This is a genomic window from Shewanella sp. SP1S1-7, from assembly GCF_031932105.1.
GTDB classification, from domain to species: domain Bacteria; phylum Pseudomonadota; class Gammaproteobacteria; order Enterobacterales; family Shewanellaceae; genus Shewanella; species Shewanella baltica.
In genome coordinates, this window is the sequence record NZ_JAUOEU010000021.1 from 35,791 (window position 1) to 57,009 (window position 21,219).

Sequence of the window (21,219 nt, forward strand, 5' to 3'; positions counted from 1 at the left end):
TCAATCTAATTATTTGCTGAGTTGCTCTTTTATTAACGTCAGCAAAGAAGACCCTAAGGTGCTGGCCTCAAACCCATGATGCCAGCGCATTTCGAGCCGCCGCTTCATAGGCGCAAATTCACTACTCAATTGGACAACTTTTAATCTTCCACTGTCGATTTCTGTCTGCGCTAAAGATAACGGCAAAAAACTATATCCATCCCCTTCGGCAAGTAAGGACTTTAACAAAGCAAGATCGGGGATTTGGCAATAATGGCCACTAAAGCCGACTTCGAGATCATCACTTTCAGTCTGCCCTCCTGCCCAAATATATTCACGATAGGGCGCTAATTGTGCGGGGTCGATTACCTGCTGTGAAGCTAATGTATGCTGTCCAGATATCAACATTACCTCTTGATATTCGCCAAGGCGGCAGTAACCCGATTGAGATTGATGTAATTCAACCGTTTCATGTAACAGTAAAAGGTCGATATTATCGGATAGAAATGCACTGTGTAATGCATCGAAAGTATCCACTTTTAAGACAAAATCCAGCGTTGGAAACTGCATTAAATAGCGCTGAATTGTCGAACGTAAGACTTCTAAAGGAATGTAATTTTCAACCCCCAACACTAACCGACCTTTACCAAGCTCGGCATAATGGGTCGCCGATTGAGTAAATTGTTCCCATTGGGCCAAGGCTAAAATAGCCTTAGGTAGTAAATGCTCGCCTCCCGCAGTGAGTGCCACTTGATTTGCACTACGCTCAAATAAATCCACACCTATGTCGACTTCTAGCTCGGCAATCCACTGACTCACTTGCGGCTGACGTTTGCCCAGTGCGCGAGCGGCGGCTGAGACAGAGCCTAGTTGAGTCGTCAATACAAATGCTTTAACTCGTTGAATATTCAAATGTGCTCTACTATTTTTTAAGCGCGTTGTGCGCTTGACTTTAATACCCGTCAGACGGAATCACAATATTAACTTACCTATGCAAGACACTTTGTTAAAAATCAGATGTGAAGCCCCACGACTTAGATTTAGATTTTGATTTAAAAAGTTAAAAGCTAAAATAATGCCCAAAACTCAAACGAAGTTTAAACACCCAGCCCTGCGGCGCCTGAGCCCCCCCCTTACACTTGTGGTCTATGTAGATCGAAACGTAACGCTTCGGTGATCCCATAATAGGCCGATGGGCCGCCGGCACGTAATACGGGTTCGGCGAGGGCGGTTTGATAAATCCCCTCGGCATTGAGTAAATGCTTGGCAATATGCACGGCCACCACTTCACCTAGTACTAACCAAGTATCAATCTTGTCGCCATTGGCAGCGGTGAGTTGAATACATTGCGACAACTTACATTCAAAATTCACTGGACTTTCAGCCACTAAATCGGCCTTAACAATCGTGCCCGCCTTGGCAGTGAGTCCAGCAAAGCTAAACTCATCTTGACCGCGTGGCAACATGGCGGAGGTTTGATTCATCTGCTCGGCTAAGCCGCGAGTGGTGAGGTTCCACACAAATTCGCCTGTTTCGACGATATTGGCGACACTGTCTTTCCAACCTGTGCTGGCAAAGCCAATGATGGGCGGTTTGTAATTGAAACAATTAAAAAAGCTGTAAGGGGCGAGATTGCGTTGCCCCTCGGCATTGCGTGATGAAATCCAGCCGATCGGTCGAGGCCCCACAATTGCATTTAAAGGATCGTGTGCAAGACCATGGCCTTTGCTCGGTTCGTAAAAATAGCGGTTATCAGCGGTCATACTTGATCCTTTTGTTATTGCCACATTGTGATCGCCATATGGGTATTACCACAACCATGACGTGAGCGATTCACACAGCCATCACTAGCACACTTTTATGGTCGCTATCTTACCTAAGTTCCTTGGATGTCGCCAAAACTCTGCGGCATAAGTTAAGCGAGAGCGAGGATAAAATCAGGCTGCAAATTTTAGATCCAATATACTCTTCTGTTAAAGTGATGCTGATCAGTAGGCTAAATGGCTAACTCTGCTAGGTGGCAAATAAAGGAGTCGTGAATGGACGCGATAAAAAGAATATGGAAAAGGTTGTTATTGGCCACAGTGCTGTTGGCGACGGGTTGTGCCAGCGTAGCGCAAATCGATTTCAATAGTCTGTTTGGCACTAGCTCACCGCAAAAGCGCGTCGAGAATGCACAGCTTAACAACCAATTTGTTCAACAGGCCGAATTTGTGCACAAAGAAGTTGAACCGATCCTCAATAGCCGCTGCGTGGTGTGCCATGCCTGCTACGATGCTCCCTGCCAGCTCAAAATGACCTCAAGCGAAGGCATAGAACGCGGAGCGAGTAAGGAAAAAGTCTATCAAGGCACACGTTTAGTCGCCGCCACGCCCAATCGCTTATTTGTCGATGCCTTTACCCCAGAAGCTTGGCGTCAACGCGGGTTTTACCCCATGTTGAACGAGCGTAATCAAACTCCAGAAGCCAATACCCAAGCCTCGGTATTGGCCAGAATGCTCACACTTAAGCAAATGCATCCCCTGCCCGAAGATAAGATTTTAGATAAGCGTTTTGATTTCAGTCTCGACAGAGTTCAGCAATGCGCTAGCCTAGAGGAAATGGACAAATACGAGCAAAGCCAACCGTTTGCCGGTATGCCCTATGGCTTACCAGCGTTGAATGCGAATGAACATCAAGTGTTGATGCATTGGCTCGAACAAGGTGCGCCATTGCCGTTCGCGCCATCGCTAGCCCCTGAATTTATAACGGAAATCACTCATTGGGAGCAATTCTTAAACGGCGACAGCTTAAAAAGCCAATTAAGCGCACGCTACATCTACGAGCATTTGTTTGCCTTCCACTTATATTTTGAATCTTTAAATCAGCCGAACGCCCAGCCTCTGTTTTTCGAGTTAGTGCGTTCGAGGACACCGCCGGGGCAAGCACTGGATATTATCGCCTCCCGTCGTCCCTTCGACGATCCTAAGGTGGAACGTGTCTATTACCGTTTTCGACCTTATCGGGCGACCATAGTCGATAAAACTCATATCCCCTACGCCTTGAATACCGGCTTGCTGCACGACTGGCAGCAATGGTTTATCGATGCAGATTACTCAGTGACTCAGCTGCCGAGCTACCAGCCGAGCATTGCGGCCAATCCCTTCGAAGCCTTTATTCAAATTCCTGCCGGTGCGCGCTATCGCTTTATGCTGACCCGCGCCCAAGACACCATTATGGGCTTTATTAAAGGCCCAGTGTGCCGTGGTCAGGTGGCGCTCAATGTGATTAACGACAGATTCTGGGTGTACTTTGTTACCCCAGATTATATGGACGACACGGATTTTAGGACCTTCTATCAGTCCCAGATTGAAAACCTACGTATGCCTGCGGAGGAAGAAAGCACTACACTCGCCGTAACTTGGGTGAAATATGCCGCCAAGCAAGGCAAGTACATGCGGGCGCGTAATCAGTTCTTGAATGAGAAGTTTAAAAACGGCCAACACCTCACCATAGACGGGCTCTGGGATGGCGACGACAACAATGATAATGCTAGCCTGACAGTGTTTCGCCACTTTGATAATGCCACTGTAGTCAAAGGTTTAGTTGGCGAGCCGCCCAAAACCGCTTGGATTATCGATTATGCCTTACTGGAGCGTATCCACTATTTGCTGGTCGCAGGTTTCGATGTGTATGGTAACTACGGCCACCAGCTATTAACTCGCTTATACATGGATTTTTTACGCATGGAGGGGGAATCAAATTTCCTAACTTTGTTACCGCAGGAGGAAAGGCGCAAACAGTTTAGTGATTGGTATCAAGGGGCTGGCACTCAACTCACAGCGTTTATCGCGGGGGATATCAACACCTTTAATCAGCCCACGGGCGTGCTCTACTATAGCGATGACCTCAAGGGCGAACTGTATCAAAAACTCGGGCAGAAAGTCGCTAAGGTACAGCCAAATAGATATCAAATAGAAAACAGTCACTTGCAAGCCAACAGCAAGGCACTGTTGCAGGCTTTAGGTCGATTAAAAGGCACCCAAGCGACCCTGTTATCTGAGCTGACGATGATCATGGTCGAGCCCGAAAAAGCAGGTAAAGCTGAGGTCTTTACCTTAGTTCGCAATAGTGCCCATCGTAATATTTCGAGCCTGTTTAATGAGGCCAGTAACCGCGAACCCGCAAAGGATGATGTCACCTTAGTGCATGGTTTATTGGGCAGTTACCCAGAAGCCTTCTGGCTGGTGAAAGAACAGGACTTACCTAAAATCGTCGCGGCGGTAGAGCAAATGCAAACCGAAAAAGACTATGAGGCACTGCTCGATGTTGCGGCTGTACGCCGTAGCGATCCCACCTTTTGGGCCTTTAGTGACAAACTCAATCAGATCTTTTTCGACAATCACCCGATAGAAAGTGGTTGGCTGGATTATAACCGCCTGCAAAATCGTTAATAAAAAGGGGAACGCTAGCGTTCCCCTTGCTTTCAAATCAACCCAGTAAACTTACCAGATCTTAACGCGATCTTCTGGCGCTAAATACAGCTTGTCGCCAGGCTTAACATCGAATGCGCTATACCAAGCATCTAAGTTACGCACTGTCAGCGCGCGGTACATGCCGGGTGCATGGCCATCGGTGGCTACGCGAGCCCGCAGCGCTTCATCACGCATCTTAGTGGCCCAGGTTTGCGCAAAGCCGATAAAGAAGCGTTGATCGCCCGAAAAGCCTTCAATCACTGGGGCTTCTTTACCGTTAAGCGAGGCATGGTACGCATCAAGTGCCGCGGCTAAACCCGCCACATCGGCAATGTTTTCACCTAAGGTCAGCTTGCCATTCACGTGTAAATCAGGGAATGGTGCATAGGTATCAAACTGCCCTGCTAACGCATCGCCTTGCTTAGCAAACTGCGCAAAGTCAGCCGGCGTCCACCAGTTACGCATAGCGCCAGTAGAGTCAAATGCCGCACCATTGTTATCAAAGCTATGGCTGATTTCATGGCCAATCACAGCACCAATCGCACCATAGTTGTAAGCGGCATCGGCCTTAGCATCGAAGAATGGTGGCTGTAAAATACCCGCAGGGAAGTTAAGCGCATTTTGCACGGGCAAGTTCACCGCATTCACCACTTGCGGTGTCATCCACCACTCGCCTTTATCCATTGGTTTGCCAATCTTGGCGAGCTGATGGCTGTACTCTACTTTTTCACCATTGATGGCATTCGCGTAGGCATTGGTCGCCGTCACAGCATAGCTGTCGTAGTTGCGCCATTTGTCGGGATAACCCACGCCCACTGCCATAGTCGCCACTTTCGCTAGGGCTTCTTTCTTAGTGGAAGGGTCCATCCAATCGAGTTTGTCCACTCGCTGACCAAAAGCGGCCACTATGTTATCCACCATAGTGCTGACTTCAGCCTTGGCCGAAGCAGGGAAATATTGCTCGGCATAGGCATGGCCTACGGCATCACCTAGGTATTGATCAAGTGCCGCTAAAGCACGTTTATCGCGGCCGCGCTGTTCTGGCGTGCCAGAAAGCTTAGTGCCATTAAAGGCAAACGAAGCGTTGTCGATTGCCGATGGCAACACATCAGCATGGCTGTTGATATGGTGGAACACGAGCCAATCTTTCCAGGCTTCTAAAGGCTCAGAGGCCACCAGCGCAGAAAGTCCCGTAATCGCCGTCGCATGGTAAGCCGCAAATTTAGGCTGATTGCCCAATTGCGCTGCCGCGAGGAAGGCAGTCCAGTCGATACCCGGTGCTTTGGCATCAAAGTCAGCACGGCTCCATACCCCCGAAGACTGAGTAAAATCTTCGCTTGCTTCACGGCTGGCGTGGGCTGCGGCAATCTTGTTTTCAAGGGTAAAAATACGCTCGGCACGGACAGCGGCATCGCTCACACCCGCATCTTTGAGCAAGGTTTCAATGTAAGCGCGGTAAGCGGTGCGAATGTCGACCATTTTAGGATCCGCAGACAGGTAATATTCGCGCTCAGGTAAGCCTAAACCGCCCTGCAAAAAGTAAGGCAAAACTTCGCCCGGCGTGGCTAAACCTTGGGTTACGAAGATCCCAAATAGGTTTTCGGTATAAAAGTCAGTCGCGTTGAGAGGATCGACATCGGCGCGCAGATTTCCACCTAATGCCGCAGATAAATCCTGCTTGCTCGCAATGGCCTCATAACGGGCAATATCCGCCTCGGCAGGCTTCATTCCTGCGGCATCAATAGCGGCGGTATCTGTGTAAGCCTTGTAGAAATCGGCGATACGCGCTTCGTCGCTTCCCGCCGCATGTTGCGCTTTCACCAGATCGGCAATCAAACTGGTTTTATGCTTTTCGGTTGCTTCAAAGGCAACGAGGAAAGCGCCAGTGCTGGAGCGATCGGCGGGGATCATAGTCGTTTTCATCCACTCGCCATTGGCGTAGATATAAAAATCATCCCCTGGTTTTACCGTTGGCGTCATAGCCGCGACATTAATGCCAATCGGCATTTGAGCCGCAACGTCTTGACTTTTTGGCGCGTTTTCACTGGTTTTTACGGTGTTTTCTGTGGTGTTATCACTGCAAGCAGTGAGCCCAGCCAGTACTGAAGTTGACAGTAACAGCACGGGAATAAGACGGTCCGACATGAATGGCTCCTCTTTCTTTTATTATTGTATTTATCTTGTGATGATTAGGTTTTGCAGTGTAACTGGCACTGAATGAAGAAGTAAAACAAAGCCACTTTTTATGATAAAAAGTTAATGCAAACATTTTGAGCCAGTCTACTGAGGCAGCCTGAACTTTGTATTCTGCGGCGCATTTCTTTAAAATTGCCGCCAACTACTTATTGTTTATTGATCCCAAGGCTATCCAGATGAAACTCACCAGCTTAACTCAACCTATTTATGACCACTTATATCGTGATATCAGTGAGTTTCGTAACACCTTCGACTTACCCGTTAATGATGTTGATTCTTTGGATGACAAGGCCGACACTTTACATACTTCACTGATTATTGAAGAGTTAACTGAGCTAGCAGAAGCCGATAGCCGTATCGAGCAAGCCGATGCCATCGTCGATTCTGTGTATGTGTTAATGGGGCGTTTAGTGCATTTAGGCGCACAGGCCATGACCGACAGACTCGAAATCAGCTACCTGATTGACTTACTGCTGTGTGTGGCAAAAAACCGTGAAATTGACTTTATCGCCTGCTGGGACGAAGTGCATTCGAGCAATATGAGCAAAGTGTGCCGCAACGAGCAAGAACTGGCTGAGACAGTTGCCTTTTATGCTAAGCAAGGTGTTGAAATAGTTGGTAGTCAACAAGGCGACTTCATCATAGCCAAATGTGCTAAAGATGTGGAAATGGCGGGTAAAGTGGTTCGCCAAGGCAAGGTACTAAAATCGGTATACTACCGCCCAGCGGATCTCACTAAGCTGGTTAAAGCCTAAGTTTTGTAACTTTGTTTAGAGCCTGTTATTTACAGGCTCTTATTTCGCCAAGGTAATTATCTCACCTAAGCGATTATCCAGCAGTAATGACTTTTCAGCGTGTGTTTTAACGAGGCAATCCGTATGAATCCTGCGAAAGTAGTGCGTGCCGAGGTTAAGCAATTAACTGATTTACCGAATATTGGCAAAGCCTGTGCGGCGGATTTACGTTTGCTTGGTATAGATAAACCTGAGCAACTGCTGGGGCAAAATCCCTACGACCTATATCAAGCACTCAATCGTTTGACCGGAAAAACACACGACCCGTGCATGATCGATGTATTTATCTCCATCACCCGTTTTATGGTGGGCGAAGATGCTAAACCTTGGTGGTTTTACACCGATGAGCGCAAAAATACCTTAGGGCAGACTAAACCTTAGCTTTTAGCTTCCCGCCTGTTTATCACTTTGTATAATTTCAGGTTCTTCCCTTAACCATTCCCGCCAAATTGCCACCAGCAAGGCCATCAATACTGGGCCGACAAACAATCCGACAAAACCCATGGTTTTCACGCCGCCGATCAAACCGAAAAAAGTCGGTAAGAAAGGCAATTTAATCGGCCCGCCGACAAGATTGGGGCGCAGGGTTTTATCAACAATAAACAGCTCTATGCTGCCCCAAAGGAACAAGCCGACGCCCGCCGTCATATCGCCCGTGCCGACAAGATAGAGTGAAATCAAGGTAAACATGGTTGGCGCGCCGCCGGGAACCAAGGCCATAAAGGCGGTTAACACCCCAAAAGCCACGGCCGATGGCACACCCGCAATCCAATAGGCAATCCCCAGCACTATGCCCTCACCAATCGCGATAAGCGTCATACCGATCACCGTCGAACTGACCGTCGCAGGCACCACTCGGGAGAAGCTATGCCAGCGGGCTGGCAATACTCGCTCGCCGACAATATCTAACTGTTTGGCCACTTGCTCGCCATCTTTATAGAGGAAAAACAACGTAATAAGCATAAAGAGTAAGGTCAGTAGCAGGCCTAGTGTGTTCCAGCCTAATTGCAGCACCCAGCGAGAAATGCCACTCAGGTTCTGACCACTGATGGCACTGATTATTTTGCCTAGCTCGTGGGGTTCACCGATAAATTGCTGCCATTGCAGGGTTAACCATTCACCCATCCAAGGTAAATCTTTGATCCACAAGGGCACGGGCGAACCATGTTGGTTAGTAAACACCAACCAATCAACCCAAGTTCTTATCTCTTGTAACGCATAGGAAAATACAAACACCAGCGGGATAATCAACCCGAGCACAATACAACATAGGGCAATGGTTGCCGCCAACGCCGAACGACCACCGCATTTTGCCAATAGTTTTTGATAAAGAGGCCAACTCGAAAAACACACAATCAAGGCGGCTAAGGCAGGCACTAAAAAGTCGATAAAAAAGAACACGCCAGCACATAAGAGCAAAATCAACAAACTACGACCAATCGCGGCATTACTGAAAATCGGCGTCATAGTGCTAACACTCCCCACAATACAATCCAACGATAATATGGAAAACACTCGGCATTGTGCCAACCGTTAACGTTTGAGTTCAACCCGTTCTGCGAGTCAGTTTATTGCGCTGTGCTTCCCATGGGCAATCACTTTAATACCGAATATTGCGTTGTGTATCGATTCAATCTTTTAAGAAAAAGGCCTTTTGCTATCTATCAAAGGCCTAACAGTTGAAATGAGCTTATTGCGCCGAGAGTTGCTTAACGAGTTGCTCTGGCTGGCTAAAATCGGTAATGCGCTGAATGACTTTCCCGTCCTTAACCCACAGTAACGTCGGGATATTGCGGATTTTAAAATGATTAAATAACACGCCTAACTCATCGATACTAAAATCGATTTTAGTCTGATAAAGCTGCTTAAAATCTTCGAGTGCTTTATCGTCTGTCCACAGGTGATTGACCACACCATGCCACGCTTTATTCGGCACTTTTTTCGCGAGATTATTTAAACCTTTTTGGACGGCAATACACTCTTTCGACATTTCTGGACGGCTCTCAGCCAAGTACCAATCACACCAAGTTGCAGTGAAAAAGAGTAAATGCTCACCTTGTTCCCAAGGCTTGAGTAACTTAGCCGTTTGCTCGGCACTGGGCGCCTCTGTTGTCTGCGCGGTCAACTCTTGGCCATTCGCCAACATATCGATAAATTTGTCTAAATTAGCGTCTGACTCATGGCTAGTGTAAACCACATCACCACCACGATTGATCAATACACTATAGGGCGTGCCGACCAAGCCTAAAGCCACACCCAACTCACCTTCATTATCCAACCACACGGGCATAGTAAGCCCGAAGCGCGCGATAACATCAGCTATCTTAGGCTGCTCTTCATTAATATTGATGTTCACCGCGACGATATTAATCTTGTCCTGATACTTCTTCTGCAGGGCTTCAAAATGCGGCATTTGTTCCATACAGGGCTGACACCAAGTTGCCCAAAACTTTAGGTATATCGGCTTGTTACCCGCAACGCTGCCTAAGGTCACTTGCTGCTGATCGGGATAGGTTTTAAGTGCGATATCTTGATAGGCTTTGTCGCCCGCAAACGTAGCAAAACTCACGACGGCAAGGCACATAACAATGATTTGACGTAACAACATAGTGTTTTCCTTAAATTGATAGATCACTCGCATCCACGACTATGGGGCCAGTGATTTGCAGCCATTTACACAGAAAATACATAATTAAAGGGAGCGACAGTCAACCCAGCAGCCAACCTTTAAACAGTGAGTATAAACTAACAAGCCGCTAATTTAGCCATATAAAATGTAAGCCTTGGTGAGTGTATCAATGAGTATTAATCGTCTATTAATACAACATCTTAAACTATCAAGCCTAACGCCAATTGTCTTGTTAGCTCTGCGGCGGGAATAGCCTGACAGCCGGTTGCATTTTGGCCGCACCAAAGTGGGCTAAAATCGCCGAACCCTTGTTGCTCGGCAGCGCTTCGCAATCCTGCGACGGCACTGGAGGCGAGCGGAAAATCCGGTACTGCGTTATTGATAGGTCCAAGTTCAGCCATAAAACGATTCACTATGCCGCGTGCGGGGCGACCAGAAAATAAGTTAGTCAGAGCCGTATGCTGCGCCGCCTCGCTTTGCAGTGCGGCGCGATGGATCTCACTGGTGGTGCATTCAGGGCAAAGTAAATAGGCCGTCCCAACTTGCACCGCCGAAGCGCCCATCGCCATGGCGGCGCGCACGGTTTTGGCATCGACTATGCCACCCGCTGCGATAACGGGCACATCAACGGCAGCAATGATTTGCGGCAATAAACTAAAAGTGCCGAGCTGCTCAGTCAAATCATCGGATAAGAAATGTCCTCTATGGCCGCCAGCTTCTAAACCCTGCGCAATAATGGCATCTACGCCACGCGCTTCTAACCAGAGCGCCTCTTCTACTGTTGTCGCCGTCGAGATGATCTTAGATCCCCAAGATTTTATCTCCAGCAACAAGTCTTCATTGGGTAAACCAAAGTGAAAACTCACAACCTCAGGTTTGAATTTGGCTAATACTTCAGCCTGAGCACTCGTGTAGGGCGCGCGTTGTGCTCCCGCAGCGTGGGTATCAGGATGGATACCCAGCTCAGCAAAATAAGGCGCGAGTTGCTTGAGCCATGCAGCTTGTTTCGCCGCTTGCGGTTCGGGCTCGTGATGACAAAAGAAGTTTACATTGATGGGCTTAGTCGTTTGGGCGCGGATCTGTGTCAACGCGGCATCTAATGCTTCAAGGGATAACATGGCGCAGGGCAAAGATCCCAACGCACCCGCTTGCGACACAGCTATCGCTAAGGCACTGCCCTGAACACCCGCCATCGGCGCTTGAATAATTGGCAATTCGATTCCAAATAATCGGGTTAACTGGCACGGCATACATCACCTCCTTTGACTGGTTATCACTTGACGATCAATCCTGATATGGCCCTGCGGCTAAACGCTGGGAGATCCACCACAAATTACCCACGGGATCACGCACTCCACCTTGGCGATCGCCATAGGGTTTATCCGCCACTTCCATGATTAACTCGCCCTCAGCCGCGAGCGCCTGAGCCACCGATTTATCGGCATCTTCCACATACAAATAGTAGGATGCAGGCATTGGCGGAAACGCTTCACTCGCCTCGCTTAACATAAATAGGCAGTCGCCGATTTGCATCTGCGCATTGGCTATTTTGCCATCCAATCGATGGGAAATATGTAGCGCTTTAGCATCAAAGGCTTTTCGCATAAAGGCCACTAAACTATCGGCATTGTTGATAATCATATACGGGCTAACCCGTGAAAATCCTGGCGGAATAAACATAACGACTCCTTGTTACCCAAGCATGATGTTGACAATAGAAAGCCACTATAAGTCATGCACTATAGACCAAGCACGAGGGCGAAAACTAGCCTGCGGCCATTAAGCCTTCAACGTAAAATGTAAACTTAAACATTCAGTGAACGAGTCAAAGCGTAAAGCCTGCGGATGCGTTGCCCCACGGCGTTTAAGTCATTTTATATCTTTGCGGCCAAACCATAACAGTACTGCTTTACGCTTGTTATTAAACAATAAATTAGCTTTATTTAACTATGATTAAGCAACTACGGATCCTTGTTCTATGCTTAGTTCACTGTTCACTTACCATGATGAGCCTATGCACTTGACTGCATTCTTCGCCCGTTCCCTCAGGATATGCCTCCTCTTAATCCTTAGCTGTTTCGTCTTTGCAGTGCAGGCAGCTTGGTATCCCGCCGATGTCATTGCCGACGGTCAAAAGACCCTTTACACGCCACTCACTAAGGCCAATCAAGCATGGCGGATCTGCGCCTTACTTCCCCACGGGAAAGATCAATATTGGTGGGGCGTCGCTTTTGGATTATCACAAGAAGCCGAGCGCCAAGGCGTAACGCTTGGCATTTATGATGCTGGTGGATATGACAAGATTGAGCAGCAAAAACAGCAACTCCATGATTGTTATGCACTCAAGGCTCAAGCTTATATTATTGCCGCCAATACCGCTGACGGACTGATTGCGGATATTGAACAACTCAGCGCTGCTGGCATTCCGGTTATCGATTTAGTCAATGGTATCGCGACCGACAAACTCACGAGTCGCTCCTTAGTCAGCTTTGAAGATATGTCCGTTGCGGCGACAGAATATATTGCGGCGCAGCAGCGAGAAGCTATCAATCAGGAGTCACCTAAGCTTAAGGTGGCGTGGTTTCCTGGGCCTAAGGGTGCATCTTGGGTGATGGCGGCGGAACAAGGGTTTAGACAAGCGGCAGCTAAACAAGAGTTCGACACAATTGAAGGCGGTTACGGTACGACGGAGTTATTTGTTCAAGCGGATTTGGTGCGAAAAGTACTTGCAAAACAAAGCGTAGATTATGTAATTGCCAATGCGGTGGCGGCCACGTTCGCGGCGCGCTTTTTAGATGGACGCCGGAATCAAACCGGCAAAGTCATCGCATTTTACTCTAATGCGCAAACTATAGAATTAGTACAGAAAAAGCAGCTACTCGCAACGGTCAGCGACTCACCGGTATTGCAGGCTCGAATTGCTATCGATCTGGCGGTGCGCGCACTCGAAGGTTCGCCCTATCCCCGCAGAGTGAGCCCAGTTATCAAGGTCATCTCCCAAGACAACATCCACCAAATCGATTTAGAACAGATATTAGCGCCGGAAAATCAATGGATGATCCATCAAGATCTGCCCAGCGTAAACGATGCTCGTTAAATCAAATAATCCGCACCCAACCCAACAAATAAGGCTAAACCTGCCCAGTTATTATTGAGGAAGGCTTTAAAACAAGGGGCTCGCTCGCGACCAAAGATCAGCATTTGTTGGTAAGTGCTAAAGCCAACAAAAGTCAGTATGCCTAAACCATACAGCAAACCACGGTCGGCGCTCCAACCTGCGGCGATAAAGCAAGCCAAGGCGGCAAGCTGAAATAAGCCTATGATTTGGCGATCATATTTACCAAACAAAATCGCAGTAGATTTAATACCCACTTTGAGATCATCGTCCCTATCGACCATGGCATACATGGTATCGTAGGCGACAGTCCAACACCAATTGGCGGCAAATAACCACCAAGCCTCGATGGGTACTTCACCCGTCTGTGCGGCGTAAGCCATAGGGATAGACCAACTCCACACTATGCCTAAAAACATCTGTGGCATGTTGGTGATGCGTTTAGTGAATGGATAAATAATAGTGAGGATAATACCGACAACGGATAATTTAACGACTAATCCATTGAGTAATAAAACTAAACCAAAAGCGGATAAACCTAAAATGACGAACAGTATCAGCGCTTCTTTGGTGCTGATTTCGCCACTGGCTAGCGGGCGTGATCGAGTGCGTTCAACAAAAGAATCGAGATCGCGATCAGCATAGTCGTTAATAATGCAGCCACAGGCACGCATGATCACTACGCCAATAATGAAGATAACCAAGACCTTAAGATCCGGCATGCCACCCGCAGCTAACATTAGCGCCATCAAACATGGCCACAGCAATAATAGCGTACCTATGGGGCGGTCGATTCGAGTAAGACGGGAATACACATCCCACTTTTGCTTTAAATTCATTAACTAGGTACTCCCAATACCCTCAAGTTTCCACTCGTTTTCAGGCTTAGCATCATATACCCATGCTTCTCCCGATGCGAATTCATCCCCTAAAAGCGTGTCACAAAAAGCTGACATTTATCGCGATGATGGCAGTAATCACAGCGCTTCTAAACGAGCGTAAGCCACGACTAACCACTTGCTGCCAAAGTCAGTAAAGCTGACTTGCACGCGCCCTTGGGCACCGCTGCCCTCAAAGTTGGTCACCTTGCCTTCACCAAATTTAGGGTGATTGACTCGTTGGCCGACGTTAAAACCGGTATCGTTTGTGGCAGCTGACTTTTGGGTGCTAAAACGATTATTCGCCATTGGGGTTGAAACCTGCGCCTTGAGGCGGATTTCATCCACATATTGCGGTGGGATCTCTTTGATAAAACGCGATGGCCGGGCATAATCTTCTCGGCCATAAATACGGCGCGATTCCGCATAGGTAATGTAGAGTTTTTCCATCGCGCGGGTCATGCCCACATAGCAGAGGCGGCGTTCTTCATCGAGTCTATCGCCCTCTTCGAGTGCCATTTTACTCGGGAAGATCCCTTCTTCGACCCCCGCCATGAACACCATAGTGAACTCTAGCCCTTTGGCAGAATGCAGCGTCATTAGCTGCACCGCATCGGTAAAGGCATCGGCTTGGCCTTCGCCTGCTTCGAGCGCCGCGTGGGAGAGAAAACCATTAAGTTCGCCCATGTCCTCCAGCTCTTCTGGCATTTCGAAGGTACGCGCCGCTGTAACTAATTCTTCTAAGTTTTCGATTCTAGCGTGGGCTTTTTCACCCTTTTCGGCTTCATACATGGCCTTAAGACCCGAAGCTTGGATCACTGTATCGGCCATGCGATACAGCACCATATCTTGGGTGTCTTCACGCATCGTCATGATTAAGTCCATGAAACCACGCACAGAATTCGCCGCGCGGCCCGCGAGCACTTTCTCGTCGAGCAAACGCACACTCGCCTGCCACAGGGTTAACTCATGCTGGCGCGCCGTGGAGCGCAAAATATCCAAAGTGCGATCGCCAATGCCACGGGGCGGCGTGTTAACCACACGCTCAAACGCCGCATCGTCGTCTTTGTTATTAATCAACCGCAGGTAACCCATGGCATCTTTAATTTCTTGGCGCTCGAAGAAGCGTAAACCACCGTAGATACGATAGGCTAAACCTTTGTGTAATAAGGCTTCTTCCAATACCCGCGACTGAGCGTTAGAACGATATAAAATCGCACAATCGCTGAGATTGCCACCCTTTTCGTGCCAATCATTAATTCGACCGACAATAAAGCGCGCCTCGTCCATTTCATTAAAGGCGCAATAGAGCGAAATTGGATCGCCATCGGCTTCATCCGTCCACAACTCTTTGCCCATACGTTCTGGGTTATTAGCGATTAAGGCGTTGGAAGCTTTAAGAATATTGCCCTTAGAGCGATAGTTTTGCTCGAGACGAATCGTAGTCGCACTCGGGAAATCTTTTAAGAATCTATGTAAGTTTTCAACCTGAGCGCCGCGCCAGCCGTAAATCGATTGGTCGTCATCACCGACTATCATCACATTGGCAGTTTGACCGGCGAGCACACGGATCCACGCATATTGGATCGCGTTGGTATCTTGAAACTCGTCCACCAAAATATGCTTAAATCTGTCCTGATAATGGGCCAACAAGTGCGGCTTATTGAGCCATAACTCATGGGCGCGTAATAGAATTTCGGCAAAATCGACTAAACCAGCGCGATCACAAGACTCTTGGTAAACCTGATAGATTTTTAACAGATTTTGCTCAAGCGGAAAACCGCCCGCATCGATATGTTTAGGGCGTAATCCTTGGTCTTTTTTACCATTGATATAACCCTGAGCTTGGCGTGGAGGATATTGTTTTTCATCCAAATTCAGGCTTTTAAGAATACGTTTGATCAAACGCACTTGATCGTCAGAATCGAGGATTTGGAAGCTTTGCGGTAAACCCGCATCTTGGAAGTGAGTGCGTAATAAGCGATGCGCCAAGCCGTGGAAAGTGCCAATCCACATGCGGCCCATATTGGTGCCAGCGACTTTTTCAACTCGCTCGCGCATCTCAGCCGCGGCTTTATTGGTAAATGTCACCGCAAGAATCGAGTAAGGACTCTGCTGTTCAACCTGCATCAGCCACGCAATGCGGTGGGTCAACACCCGAGTTTTACCACTGCCTGCGCCCGCCAACACTAACATACTAGATTGCGGTGCCGCGACAGCCTCGCGCTGCTTATCATTCAGGCCGTCTAGTAAAGAAGATACGTCCATTCTCGCCTCCAAAAAATCGAGGGGGCATTATAACAGAAGAACTCACCATGACACGCCACGAGTTTTGCCCGCCACATAAGCACAAATCAAGTTGACTAAACAGCTAAGTTTCGCTTGAATTAGGGCACAACAAATAATTAACATTTAGAACAACTTTAAGCTGACTTAGACTTAGAAACGCAAAAGGACATGAATGCATTACACTTTTCGAACGTTTATGCTGGATGTTCAAAACCACACTCTGCACTGCAATAGTGAACGCATTAACTGTGATGAACGCGTTATCCTACTGATTAGTCTCTTGATTGAAGCCTATCCGGCACACTGTGACCAAGCATTTTTACTCGAAAAAATTTGGCCTAACACAATCGTGAGCAGTTGGTCAGTAGCTAGGCTAATTTCAGATACTCGTAAATTGTTCGCTTCAGCAGGATTAGAAATTCCGATAATCCAAACACTCCACGGCAGAGGTTACCGCTTATCCCATGATATTGCCGCCATCCTCAATTCACAGAACGATAATGCACAAACAACAGCGCCCCTGAATACCAACACCCCGACAGTCAATCTCGACTCGAGTAAAACACAGCAATCTGACAGTAATCAGCAACAAAGCCCAAATCAAACCCAGCCAAGCTACAAACGAGTTAACTTGCGTTATCTGTGGCTATTTATCGCGTCCGTTGCGATAACGCTTGCAGTGGCTAGCCACCAGCAAACTCAGCGTGCCAATCCCTTAGTGTTAGCAGAACCCAATAATGTCAAAGCAAGGATCCTTTGGGTGGATGACCATCCTGAGAATAATCAAACTGAACGGCAATACCTCGAAGAACGACAGATTGGGGTGTACACCACACAAACAACCCAAGACGCCCTCACGCTACTAGGTCTCTATCGCTACGATGCCATTATTACCGATATGGGACGGGAAGCCGATCCTTTGGCGGGCCTAAAAATGATACGGATGATCAGGGAACTTGGCATACCAACTCCCATTTACTTATATACCATTATGCCCTCTGAAGCGTTAAGGCAAAAAGCCCGCGATCATGGCGCTAATGACATTGCCGTCGAAGCAGAAGATTTATATCAACACTTGACCCCGCTTATTGACTCCTTTGATTTAGAGTCGTCCCCACACTAGCCCTGCACTCAGCAGATTAGCCATCATCTAAAGCTATCGAGTAACTAATTGATAATTATAACATTCAAATTTAATCAATAGATTTCAAAGACAGATTTAAGATAGCCGTTATATACCTTTTCTATCGATAACTGTTCTATGCCTTCGGTATATCGATTGCTCAGCATAAACCGCAGTAAAGCAATGAAAGCGCCTGTGGATTTAGCTCCGTAACTCAATACGTCTACCTAAGTTTCATAAAAGGAATTGATATAATGAAGCCGACCTACCTCCTTGCTATTCCGCTACTCGCAGGACTAATACTGACTGCCTGTGGTGGTGACGACAATGACGATGATGAAGTCACACCGACACCGCCCCCGACTCCACAGCTTGCTATCAAAGGCAATGTGAAAGGGCTTTCTGACACAGTTAAGCTCGAATTACAAAAAAATGGTCAAGCAGTAGAAACACTGTCGATTCAAAGTGATGGCACAGATAAGGCCTTTACATTTCCCACCATGCAAGACGAAGGCATTAGCTTTGCGATTACTGTTAGCACTCAACCTGCGGCACAAACTTGCAGCGTAACTAATGGCAGTGGCACTTTAAATGCGACAACAGCGGTCGCCACTTTAGTCACCTGCGAAGATAACCCCAATGCTGAGCTAACCGGAATACTGAGGGACAGCCCAGTCGCGGGCATTAACTACCAAACCGAAACCAAAGAAGCAGGAATCACGAGTGATATCGGTGAATATCAATACCTTAAAGGTGAGCATGTCACCTTCTCCGTGGGTGCGATAATGTTTCCTGCAACGGCGGCAGCAAACTTGATCACACCCACAGAAATTGCCGCAGGTAACCAAGTCACCAAAGTTAATATCCTGCAGCTATTACAAACCTTAGATAAGGATTGCGATGTTGAAAATGGGATTCAAGTGAGGGATACAAGCCACGAACTGTTAGCCGATACCGTGCTCGATATCACCAGTGCTGATTTCGATGCCAACATCAATGCAGCCTTTACGACCAAGAACTCAGGCTTGACGTTAATCAGCGAGACTCAAGCCTTAACACACTTTGACAGTTCAAATCGTAACTTACTTTTAGGCAGCTGGTTATTCACCGAAGGTGAAGGGCAACGGACTGTGCTGACATTTAAAGACCATTCTAGCTACATCATGATCCACGAGCATGAAAGTGACGGTGGTCAAAGCGCTGCATCGGTGGAATATGGTCATTACTCCTGGGATTCACAAACAGGCAGCTTTAGTGTCAGCATCATTGCGCAATCCGATGGTTCTGGAGGATTTTATGATGAAGGAAGCACAGTCAATAACGCGACCGTGAATTTAGACAAACTGACGGTGAGCTTTATCGATAACACTGAAGGAGACATTACCCTCACACGCATTGAAGATAGCAGCGATCCGCTGGTTGGTACTTGGCACGTGCTGGATCCAGAAACCGATAATGAAAGTTTTGTCACTTTCCTGCCCAATCAACAATATGCCATTAGCCATACAGCAAATACCGATAGTTACGAAGGTAAATCACCGCAGCCACAGTCTGGTGAGTTTGGCCGTTATATCAAAGATGCTAGCGGCTATAAATTTACTGCCACAGTCGAATCAGATGGCCCAAATGGACTCTATGATGCTGATTCATCGGATAACTACCTATTTTCATCAATCAAGACCACTGCTTGGGGAGAAATGATCGCAGTTGAAAATGGTGCTGATGGCGGCACTTTTTCACTCGATTATATTGGTGGCTTTGTCTCAGAACTTGTGGATAAACCAAGCTCGGCTGCAGGAACAAGCCTAGGTAGAATTACCTCAGTGCGAGATATTTCAGGCTTTATCAGTGCTGACATAGTCAATAAACCGCTGCAATTTGACTTGGAATACACGAGCGACACAGAGAATCGCTGTATAACGAGTTTCGGTAATAATCGTTGCGGCGCGCGTTACACTATGTTGGTTCAAAATCTTGCAGAGAATGATATTGGCGACACCATAGGTGATGTGAACTTAACTGAGGTGACTAGTAATACTCAAATCAATACCAATTTTTCAGTAACAACCGCAGGTACAGCAACCTTTAGTTACAGCAACACCCAAACTATGACCATTAGTCCTTTGCTCGGCAAATCCTGTCAAGGGAATCAAAGGGCATTAGTCAGCATCACTGACACCGCCAATAACCTCTCCCTTTGGCAAGTAGAGCTAACACCAACTCAACCTTAACGAAATAGATCTTCCACTTTGTCGGACTGTGTAAGTGCAAGCAGTCCGACGCTTTTTTTAGCTTTATCTCACCCTGTTGTTTAATCGCTTACTCTCGCAAAAACGGGCAATCGCGATACGGGAGCGCCTTGGTTCACTATCCAAAGCACCTTTATCCTTTACGGCTTAGTATTTAGCTTGAAGATGTAGGGGCAATAACATAGCCAGACATGGGCAATGCTTTAGACCCAAACCCTCCTTTCAATGAGAATAACTTTAGGTAGCGGCGGATCGCGGTTAGAATACTCACCCTGTTTTTCTTGGTTACTTTTTCGGAAACAATAATGTCCCATTCAGCGCTTAATTCTTTTGATGATTTTTACCAGCTTTTGGCTGACAGCTTGGCGAAGAATAGTCTGATCAAACTATTGTTGAGTAAGTACCGAGGGGCAGATAAAAGCCTGCAGCGCATTACGATTCGGCCGATTAGTTTGCAAAATGAGCCTATGCTGTCGTTTGTGTATCAACACCAGACGAATCACATCACTAAAAACCTGAGTTATGACGAAGGCTTAGCCAGCATAAAACTGTTACTCGGTAGCGATTTTAAGAGTGCCCACTTAGCTACGGCAGAGGCAGAAGTTCAGCTTGAGATCAGCAAAAAAGGCAAAGTCCAAATCAGCACACATAATGTTAAACAAACCGTCGCTGCGCCGTTAGAACATGACCGTGAGAAAAAACGTTTTGTGGATATCGAACGGCCCTTCCTGACCAAGCTAGGCGTGACGGACAGCCAGCATAATCTTATCCCTGCGATGTCGCGTAAATGGAAGCAAATCAATAAATTTATTGAGGTTTTCAGCCAAGCGCTCGAAGCGTCGCCCCACAAGAATGACCAACCGATCAATGTGGTCGATTTTGGGTCTGGTAAAGGTTATCTCACCTTTGCAATCCATGATTACCTGCGCCACAGCCTTCACAATGATGCTCAGGTGACTGGGGTGGAATTACGCCAAGCCTTGGCCGATTTATGTAATGAAACGGCGGCAACGCTGGATCATCAAGGGCTGTCATTTGTCTGCGGCGATGTGAGAACCCATGCGCCTAAGCAAACCGATGTGATGATCGCCCTGCACGCCTGCGATATCGCCACTGACTATGCGATTCATTATGGTATTCGCGCCAATGCCGACATCATCATGTGCTCGCCTTGCTGCCATAAACAAATTCGCCCGCAGATGCACAGCCCAGAATTGTTTAAACCTATGCTGCAATATGGGGTGCACATGGGCCAACAGGCTGAAATGGTGACGGATTCATTACGTGCGCTATTTTTGGAAGCCAATGGTTATGCGACTAAGGTGTTTGAATTTATCAGCCTAGAACATACCAATAAAAATAAGATGATTTTGGCCGTTAAAAAGCCACAACATAATCAGAAAGACAGCGCCGCAATCCTCGCGCAAATTGCTGACATTAAAGCCTATTACGGGATCAAGGAACATTGCTTAGAAACCTTGCTCGCGCAAACCCAAGCCGATTAACGGCCGGC

At 47.4% G+C, this 21,219-nt stretch carries 16 protein-coding genes; 7 read left to right on the top strand and 9 right to left on the bottom strand.

Annotated features, from left to right (window positions below):
- Positions 1 to 9: 9 nt before the first annotated feature.
- Together Q4Q49_RS15685 and Q4Q49_RS15690 are read right to left on the bottom strand one after the other, a co-directional pair.
- Entirely contained in the window at positions 10 to 891 is an 882-nt protein-coding gene (locus Q4Q49_RS15685) for a LysR family transcriptional regulator (RefSeq protein ID WP_286991364.1), read from the bottom strand.
- 221 nt (positions 892 to 1,112) lie between these two features.
- Positions 1,113 to 1,742, bottom strand: a complete 630-nt coding sequence (locus Q4Q49_RS15690; RefSeq protein ID WP_261271770.1) for a flavin reductase family protein — start codon at positions 1,740 to 1,742, stop codon at positions 1,113 to 1,115.
- A 276-nt stretch (positions 1,743 to 2,018) separates the two neighbouring features.
- Here Q4Q49_RS15690 and Q4Q49_RS15695 point away from each other — a divergent pair, with 276 nt between their 5' ends.
- Positions 2,019 to 4,412: a fatty acid cis/trans isomerase gene (locus Q4Q49_RS15695; protein WP_311999788.1), complete on the top strand. Its 2,394-nt coding sequence runs from the start codon at positions 2,019 to 2,021 to the stop codon at positions 4,410 to 4,412.
- Positions 4,413 to 4,463: 51 nt separating this feature from the next.
- Here the strand turns inward: Q4Q49_RS15695 and Q4Q49_RS15700 are convergent, their stop codons facing one another.
- On the bottom strand, positions 4,464 to 6,578 hold the full coding sequence (locus tag Q4Q49_RS15700) for a M13 family metallopeptidase (RefSeq protein ID WP_311999789.1): 2,115 nt from the start codon (positions 6,576 to 6,578) through the stop codon (positions 4,464 to 4,466).
- 227 nt (positions 6,579 to 6,805) lie between these two features.
- On the opposite strand from Q4Q49_RS15700, the gene Q4Q49_RS15705 reads away from it, so the two are divergent.
- Positions 6,806 to 7,384, top strand: a complete 579-nt coding sequence (locus Q4Q49_RS15705) for a nucleoside triphosphate pyrophosphohydrolase family protein (RefSeq protein WP_311999790.1) — start codon at positions 6,806 to 6,808, stop codon at positions 7,382 to 7,384.
- Between the two features lie 123 nt (positions 7,385 to 7,507).
- Positions 7,508 to 7,804, top strand: coding sequence for a helix-hairpin-helix domain-containing protein (locus Q4Q49_RS15710; RefSeq protein ID WP_107949415.1), 297 nt, complete (start codon positions 7,508 to 7,510; stop codon positions 7,802 to 7,804).
- 3 nt (positions 7,805 to 7,807) lie between these two features.
- Here the strand turns inward: Q4Q49_RS15710 and Q4Q49_RS15715 are convergent, their stop codons facing one another.
- From Q4Q49_RS15715 to Q4Q49_RS15730, 4 genes are all read right to left on the bottom strand, one after another.
- Positions 7,808 to 8,890, bottom strand: coding sequence for an AI-2E family transporter (locus tag Q4Q49_RS15715; RefSeq protein ID WP_011845652.1), 1,083 nt, complete (start codon positions 8,888 to 8,890; stop codon positions 7,808 to 7,810).
- Positions 8,891 to 9,113: 223 nt separating this feature from the next.
- Positions 9,114 to 10,031 carry a redoxin family protein gene (locus Q4Q49_RS15720; RefSeq protein WP_311999791.1) on the bottom strand — a complete coding sequence of 306 codons (918 nt, stop codon included), beginning with the start codon at positions 10,029 to 10,031 and terminating at the stop codon, positions 9,114 to 9,116.
- Between the two features lie 221 nt (positions 10,032 to 10,252).
- Positions 10,253 to 11,302: a nitronate monooxygenase gene (locus Q4Q49_RS15725; protein ID WP_311999792.1), complete on the bottom strand. Its 1,050-nt coding sequence runs from the start codon at positions 11,300 to 11,302 to the stop codon at positions 10,253 to 10,255.
- Positions 11,303 to 11,336: 34 nt separating this feature from the next.
- Complete coding sequence (locus tag Q4Q49_RS15730) at positions 11,337 to 11,732, bottom strand: VOC family protein (RefSeq protein WP_311891016.1); 396 nt, start codon at positions 11,730 to 11,732, stop codon at positions 11,337 to 11,339.
- 298 nt (positions 11,733 to 12,030) lie between these two features.
- On the opposite strand from Q4Q49_RS15730, the gene torT reads away from it, so the two are divergent.
- Positions 12,031 to 13,149: a TMAO reductase system periplasmic protein TorT gene (gene torT / locus Q4Q49_RS15735; protein WP_311999793.1), complete on the top strand. Its 1,119-nt coding sequence runs from the start codon at positions 12,031 to 12,033 to the stop codon at positions 13,147 to 13,149.
- On the opposite strand, the gene ubiA is transcribed toward torT, so the two are convergent.
- A complete protein-coding gene (gene ubiA / locus Q4Q49_RS15740) occupies positions 13,146 to 14,006 on the bottom strand; it encodes a 4-hydroxybenzoate octaprenyltransferase (RefSeq protein ID WP_311999794.1) in 861 nt (286 codons plus the stop codon). The two genes, torT and ubiA, sit on opposite strands and share 4 nt — an antisense overlap.
- A 138-nt stretch (positions 14,007 to 14,144) precedes the next feature.
- The gene (uvrD, locus tag Q4Q49_RS15745) at positions 14,145 to 16,313 is read right to left on the bottom strand and encodes a DNA helicase II (protein ID WP_259504428.1); all 2,169 of its coding nucleotides are present in this window, start codon (positions 16,311 to 16,313) and stop codon (positions 14,145 to 14,147) included.
- A gap of 193 nt (positions 16,314 to 16,506) precedes the next feature.
- Between uvrD and Q4Q49_RS15750 the strand changes: the two genes are divergently transcribed.
- The 3 genes from Q4Q49_RS15750 to Q4Q49_RS15760 all read left to right on the top strand — a co-directional run bounded on the left by Q4Q49_RS15750 (position 16,507) and on the right by Q4Q49_RS15760 (position 21,211).
- Complete coding sequence (locus Q4Q49_RS15750; RefSeq protein WP_311999795.1) at positions 16,507 to 17,457, top strand: response regulator; 951 nt, start codon at positions 16,507 to 16,509, stop codon at positions 17,455 to 17,457.
- Positions 17,458 to 17,711: 254 nt separating this feature from the next.
- Positions 17,712 to 19,688 carry a hypothetical protein gene (locus Q4Q49_RS15755; RefSeq protein ID WP_311999796.1) on the top strand — a complete coding sequence of 659 codons (1,977 nt, stop codon included), beginning with the start codon at positions 17,712 to 17,714 and terminating at the stop codon, positions 19,686 to 19,688.
- Positions 19,689 to 20,011: 323 nt separating this feature from the next.
- Positions 20,012 to 21,211, top strand: coding sequence for an SAM-dependent methyltransferase (locus tag Q4Q49_RS15760; protein ID WP_311999797.1), 1,200 nt, complete (start codon positions 20,012 to 20,014; stop codon positions 21,209 to 21,211).
- Positions 21,212 to 21,219 lie beyond the last annotated feature (8 nt).

Excerpts from the sequence above, each read along its gene's own strand:
- uvrD (WP_259504428.1), bottom strand. The coding sequence starts at position 16,313 with ATGGACGTATCTTCTTTACTAGACGGCCTGAATGATAAGCAGCGCGAG.
- Q4Q49_RS15730 (WP_311891016.1), bottom strand. The coding sequence starts at position 11,732 with ATGTTTATTCCGCCAGGATTTTCACGGGTTAGCCCGTATATGATTATC.
- Q4Q49_RS15715 (WP_011845652.1), bottom strand. The coding sequence starts at position 8,890 with ATGACGCCGATTTTCAGTAATGCCGCGATTGGTCGTAGTTTGTTGATT.
- Q4Q49_RS15750 (WP_311999795.1), top strand. The coding sequence starts at position 16,507 with ATGCATTACACTTTTCGAACGTTTATGCTGGATGTTCAAAACCACACT.
- Q4Q49_RS15760 (WP_311999797.1), top strand. The coding sequence starts at position 20,012 with ATGTCCCATTCAGCGCTTAATTCTTTTGATGATTTTTACCAGCTTTTG.
- Q4Q49_RS15720 (WP_311999791.1), bottom strand. The coding sequence starts at position 10,031 with ATGTTGTTACGTCAAATCATTGTTATGTGCCTTGCCGTCGTGAGTTTT.
- Q4Q49_RS15705 (WP_311999790.1), top strand. The coding sequence starts at position 6,806 with ATGAAACTCACCAGCTTAACTCAACCTATTTATGACCACTTATATCGT.
- Q4Q49_RS15725 (WP_311999792.1), bottom strand. The coding sequence starts at position 11,302 with ATGCCGTGCCAGTTAACCCGATTATTTGGAATCGAATTGCCAATTATT.
- torT (WP_311999793.1), top strand. The coding sequence starts at position 12,031 with ATGCTTAGTTCACTGTTCACTTACCATGATGAGCCTATGCACTTGACT.
- Q4Q49_RS15695 (WP_311999788.1), top strand. The coding sequence starts at position 2,019 with ATGGACGCGATAAAAAGAATATGGAAAAGGTTGTTATTGGCCACAGTG.
- ubiA (WP_311999794.1), bottom strand. The coding sequence starts at position 14,006 with ATGAATTTAAAGCAAAAGTGGGATGTGTATTCCCGTCTTACTCGAATC.
- Q4Q49_RS15755 (WP_311999796.1), top strand. The coding sequence starts at position 17,712 with ATGAAGCCGACCTACCTCCTTGCTATTCCGCTACTCGCAGGACTAATA.
- Q4Q49_RS15700 (WP_311999789.1), bottom strand. The coding sequence starts at position 6,578 with ATGTCGGACCGTCTTATTCCCGTGCTGTTACTGTCAACTTCAGTACTG.
- Q4Q49_RS15690 (WP_261271770.1), bottom strand. The coding sequence starts at position 1,742 with ATGACCGCTGATAACCGCTATTTTTACGAACCGAGCAAAGGCCATGGT.
- Q4Q49_RS15710 (WP_107949415.1), top strand. The coding sequence starts at position 7,508 with ATGAATCCTGCGAAAGTAGTGCGTGCCGAGGTTAAGCAATTAACTGAT.